We start from the raw sequence: 4,903 nt of genomic DNA on the forward strand, positions 1-4,903 counted from the left end.
TCCACCGAGCTGCGCAAGCAGGTCCACGACGCGGCCGCCTACATCCGCGGCCTCGCGCAAATGCGCAAACGCAACGCCGACTGGGCCGAACGCGCGGTACGCGAAGCCGTCAGCCTGTCGGCGAGCGAAGCCCTCGCGCAGCACGTGGTCGATCTGAACGCGCGCGACATTCCCGACCTGTTGCGCCAGGTGGACGGCCGCACGATCAGCACGAGCCACGGCGACGTCAAACTCAGCACCGCCAACGCAGCGGTGGTCACGCTCGAAGCCGACTGGCGCAGCCAGTTCCTCGCGGTCATCACCGACCCGAACGTCGCGCTGGTTCTGCTGATGATCGGCATGTACGGCCTGTTCTTCGAGTTCGCCAATCCGGGCTTCGTGCTGCCGGGCGTAGTCGGCGCCATCAGTCTGCTGATGGGGCTCTTCGCGATGCAGATGCTGCCGGTCAATTACGTCGGACTCGGCCTGATCTTTCTCGGCATCGCCTTCCTGATCGGCGAGGCGTTTCTGCCGACGTTCGGCTCGCTCGGCTTCGGCGGAGTGGCCGCGTTCGTGATCGGCGCGCTGATGCTGATCGATACCGACGTGCCCGGCTATGGCATTCCGCTGCCCCTGATCGCGGCCGTGGTCGTGTTCAGCGTCGCGTTTGTGTTCGGCGTCTCGCGGCTCGCGTTGCGGGCACGGCGCCGGCCGGTGGTGACCGGTTCGGAAGGGCTGATCGGCAGTGTCGGCGTCGTGCTCGACGGGGGCCTGCTACCTGAAGCTGGCCTGCTGCCGGGGAATGCGACGGCGGACACGACAGCCGCAGCAACAGCCGACGCAACCGCCGACGCCACAGCGGGCGGCACGCTGGCCGGCTGGGCGCAGGTGCAGGGTGAACGCTGGCGGGTGTCCAGCTCGGCCCCGGTCGCGGCCGGTCACGCAGTGCGCGTCACGGCGCGCCGCGGACTGACGCTGACCGTGGTGCCCGCGGAAGCACGACAACAAGGAGAACGCTCATGATCGGTTTCACATTCGGCTTCAGCAGCATTCTGATATTGCTGGTGATCGCGCTGATTGCTTCATCGATACGGATTTTTCGCGAGTACGAACGCGGCGTGGTGTTCATGCTCGGGCGCTTCTGGAAGGTCAAGGGGCCGGGCCTCGTTCTGATCATCCCAATCGTGCAACAGGCGGTGCGCATGGATTTGCGCACCGTGGTGTTCGACGTGCCGCCACAAGACGTGATCACGCGCGACAACGTTTCAGTGAAGGTCAACGCGGTGGTGTACTTCCGCGTCGTCGATCCGGAGAAAGCCGTGATTCAGGTGGCGCGTTATTTCGAGGCGACCAGCCAGCTCTCGCAAACCACGCTGCGCGCGGTGCTCGGCAAGCACGAACTCGATGAACTGCTGGCGGATCGCGAACAACTGAACGCCGATATTCAGAAGGTGCTCGACGCGCAAACGGACGCGTGGGGCATCAAGGTGTCGATCGTCGAGATCAAGCATGTCGACATCAACGAAACGATGATCCGCGCCATTGCCCGTCAGGCCGAAGCCGAGCGCGAACGGCGCGCCAAGGTGATTCATGCGGAAGGTGAATTGCAAGCCTCGCAGCATCTGCTGGAGGCGGCACAAACGCTCGCGAAGCAGCCGCAAGCCATGCAGTTGCGTTACCTGCAAACCCTCACGACGATTGCCGCCGACAAGAATTCGACGATCGTGTTTCCGCTGCCGATCGATCTGCTGAGCGCGGTGCTGGATCGCTTCAGCAAACCGTCGCCCTCCTGAATCGGGATCGCGCACGGGGTCAACGGGGCCGCATTGAATCGCTGGATGAAACGGTGCATTACCTTCAACCGCCTTACTCGAAAGGCTGACGAAAATTAAAATGCCGGGTCGTTTTTAACCGCTCCATGGGAGCTCATCATGAAAATCGCTTCTCTCGTTGCACTCGGCGCGCTGCTGGCCGCCGTTGGCATGAACAGCGCGTTTGCGCAGACCTCGCGGCCTTACGACCCGTCCGGGCCGAAAACGCGCGCTCAGGTGAAAGCCGATCTGGCCGAGTGGCGCGCCGCCGGCTACGATCCGCTCGACTGGATCGACTATCCGGAGAATGCACAACGCGCGGGCCGCATTGTCGCCGCCCGGCGGGCGCAGCAAGCGGGCGGGAGCACGACGCAGTAAGCAGCAAGCAGTCTCATCGTTGTCCTGAAGCGGCATGCCGGGCCGCCCGCGACCGCAAGGGTCGCCGGCGACGTGGGTTCTGCATGCCTTGCGCGTCTGCGGATCAGTCGCGCATCAGTCATCCGCCGCCTGGTTTCCGCACGGATTTGCGCGGTTAGCTTCTGCCCGAATCGTTTCAAGCCGCGCTATCCCACCCGGCTCTCCCGCTTGGCGTTTCCCCGCAACCAACCACCGTCTCCAGCCGCCACATCGTAAATTCGCTTGCCGCGCCGCCCCGCGCGCTGGCAAGGTATCATCTCGCCCCGTCAGCCAGGCTTCGCCGGCTTTAGGTACCTCAAAGAGGTGCGGGAGTGGGAACACTCCCGGTGACGCAATAGGGGCGCCGCCGTCAATCGTGATTACAATCCGCCCGCAGGCCTGGCTGCGCGGCGCATCGGTGCCATACCATTCGGTATCGTGCGCAACGGGATGGACCAGTCGGCCGCCGGTTTGCTGCGCATTGCCCGTATCAACCACAAGAAACGCTTTTTGAACAACGAGAGACCCGCCTCATGGACTCCATAAAACGATACTTCGGCTTCGAAGCCGCCGGCACCAACCTGCGCACCGAGGTGCTCGCCGGGCTGACCACATTCCTGACGATGGCCTACATCATCTTCGTCAACCCGGCGATTCTCGGCGACGCCGGCATGCCGAAAGACGCGGTGTTCGTCGCCACCTGCATCGTGGCCGCGCTGGCCTCGCTGATCATGGGCCTCTACGCGAACTACCCGATCGCGCTCGCGCCGGGCATGGGCCTGAACGCCTATTTCGCCTACACCGTTGTGAAAGGCATGGGTTTCACGTGGCAGGCCGCGCTCGGCGCGGTGTTCATCTCCGGCTGCCTGTTCCTGATCGTCACGCTGTTTCGTGTGCGTGAGGTCATCGTGAACGGCATTCCGCATTCGATCCGCATCGCGATCACCGGCGGCATCGGCCTGTTTCTCGCGATCATTTCGCTGAAGTCGGCCGGTGTGGTGGTCGGCAATCCAGCCACGCTCGTCACGCTCGGCGATCTGCACAACCCGCATGTGATCCTCGCGGTGATCGGCTTCTTTGCGATCGTCACGCTCGACTATCTGCGGGTGCGCGGTGCGATCCTGATCGGCATTGTCGGCGTGACGGTGCTGAGCTTTTTCTTCGGCGGCAATCAGTTCCACGGCATCGTCTCCGCGCCGCCGTCCATTGCACCGACACTGTTCCAGCTCGACATTCGCGGCGCGCTCTCCGGCGGGGTGCTGAACGTGATCCTGGTGTTCTTCCTCGTCGAACTGTTCGATGCGACCGGCACGCTGATGGGCGTGGCCAATCGCGCCGGGCTGCTGGTCGAGGGCAAGATGCATCGGCTGAACCGGGCGTTGCTCGCCGACAGCACGGCGATTCTGGCCGGCTCGATGCTGGGTACCTCGTCGACCACGGCGTATATCGAAAGCGCGTCGGGCGTGCAGGCCGGCGGCCGCACCGGAGTGACGGCGATCACCGTCGCCATCCTGTTCCTCGCGGCGCTGTTTTTCGCGCCGCTGGCCGGCGTGGTGCCCGGCTACGCGACGGCGCCGGCGCTGCTGTACGTGTCGTGCCTGATGCTGCGCGAAATGCTCGACCTGCCGTGGGACGACGCCACCGAAGTCGTGCCGGCCGCCCTGACCGCCCTGCTGATGCCGTTCACCTACTCGATCGCCAATGGCGTCGCGTTCGGTTTCATCTCGTATGCCGGCCTGAAACTGCTGACCGGACAGGCGCGCAAAGTGAAGCTGGTGGTGTGGATCATCGCGGCGATTTTCCTGTTCCGGTATTTTTACCTCGGGAGCGAATAAGCGCGGCGCCGTGCAACGCGGCGAAGCCTGCCGCAAAGCATCGCGGCAGGGGACCTGTGATGGGTTGTGGTTCAGTCTGGATCAACCATCGTTTTATTGAAGGTGCCCGTTCGGGTCGGGCACCCTTTATCATCTGATGATTGATAAAATCCAACGAACTGGTCACAGGAGTTCCCTGCATGTCCTACCACCGCGCCGCGGACCGCACCTCGGCCCGCTACTCGAGGCCCGCCATCTTCTTTCACTGGGCGATCTTTCTGCTGGTCGCACTCGCCTATCTGGCAATCGAAATACGCGGGCCCAAAGGCTCCGACAGCCGGGCTTTCTGGAGCAGCGTGCATTTCTGGGCCGGCACTCTCGTGCTGGGATTGGCGGTCCTGCGCCTGCTATGGCGGCTGTGGGCCGGCGCGCCCGCGGAAATCGAAGGCAATCGCGTGCTCGCGTTTCTGGCGCGGGCCGCGCATCTCGCGTTGTACGTCTTTATCTTCGCGCAGCCGCTGCTCGGCATCCTGATGACCAATGCCGGCGGACATCCGGTGACGCTGGCCTGGATCGATTTCAATTACACGCTGCTCGGCGCGGATCCGATTGCGCGGCCGTTGCTCAAGACCGCACATGTGTGGCTTGGCAATGCGTTTTACTGGGTGATCGGATTGCATGCGCTGGCGGCGATTGCGCATCATGTGGTGTTCAAGGACCGGACGCTGCGGCGGATGGTTTGATCCGCTCCCGGTCTTGTGCCACAGCAGCTGGAACACATCGCCGCGCGGAGTAGCAAAACTCGACTTACGCGGCGCGGCTTCGCTCAGTTGCGCCAGTTCGCTTCATAGAAACGCACGTAGCCGCTCCTCAGCACCAGACATTGCGCCCGCGTTTCCGATA

5 protein-coding genes and 1 pseudogene are annotated in these 4,903 nt (G+C 63.6%); 5 read left to right on the forward strand and 1 reads right to left on the reverse strand.

Annotated elements, in window-relative coordinates; translation table 11 throughout:
* The 5 genes from QOC89_RS23990 to QOC89_RS24010 all read left to right on the forward strand — a co-directional run.
* Positions 1-1,002 (forward strand): NfeD family protein (locus QOC89_RS23990; protein WP_323047294.1); only part of this gene is annotated, 1,002 nt, incomplete at its 5' end.
* Positions 999-1,772, forward strand: a complete 774-nt coding sequence (locus tag QOC89_RS23995) for a slipin family protein (RefSeq protein ID WP_179741054.1) — start codon at positions 999-1,001, stop codon at positions 1,770-1,772. The genes QOC89_RS23990 and QOC89_RS23995, both read left to right, overlap by 4 nt.
* 138 nt (positions 1,773-1,910) lie before the next feature.
* A complete protein-coding gene (locus QOC89_RS24000) occupies positions 1,911-2,168 on the forward strand; it encodes a DUF4148 domain-containing protein (RefSeq protein WP_323047295.1) in 258 nt (85 codons plus the stop codon).
* Between the two features lie 551 nt (positions 2,169-2,719).
* The gene (locus tag QOC89_RS24005; protein ID WP_323047296.1) at positions 2,720-4,021 is read left to right on the forward strand and encodes an NCS2 family permease; all 1,302 of its coding nucleotides are present in this window, start codon (positions 2,720-2,722) and stop codon (positions 4,019-4,021) included.
* Between the two features lie 179 nt (positions 4,022-4,200).
* Entirely contained in the window at positions 4,201-4,743 is a 543-nt protein-coding gene (locus QOC89_RS24010; protein ID WP_323047297.1) for a cytochrome b, read from the forward strand.
* An 83-nt stretch (positions 4,744-4,826) separates the two neighbouring features.
* Here QOC89_RS24010 and QOC89_RS24015 read toward each other — a convergent pair.
* A pseudogene (locus QOC89_RS24015) lies at positions 4,827-4,903 on the reverse strand (DUF1488 domain-containing protein); the annotation flags it as partial.

Source organism: Paraburkholderia sp., from assembly GCF_034668105.1.
In the GTDB taxonomy this organism is placed as follows: domain Bacteria; phylum Pseudomonadota; class Gammaproteobacteria; order Burkholderiales; family Burkholderiaceae; genus Paraburkholderia.

Bases quoted from the DNA above. Each gene is read 5' to 3' on its own strand.
- QOC89_RS23995 (WP_179741054.1), top strand. From the start codon at position 999: ATGATCGGTTTCACATTCGGCTTCAGCAGCATTCTGATATTGCTGGTG.
- QOC89_RS24010 (WP_323047297.1), top strand. From the start codon at position 4,201: ATGTCCTACCACCGCGCCGCGGACCGCACCTCGGCCCGCTACTCGAGG.
- QOC89_RS24000 (WP_323047295.1), top strand. From the start codon at position 1,911: ATGAAAATCGCTTCTCTCGTTGCACTCGGCGCGCTGCTGGCCGCCGTT.
- QOC89_RS24005 (WP_323047296.1), top strand. From the start codon at position 2,720: ATGGACTCCATAAAACGATACTTCGGCTTCGAAGCCGCCGGCACCAAC.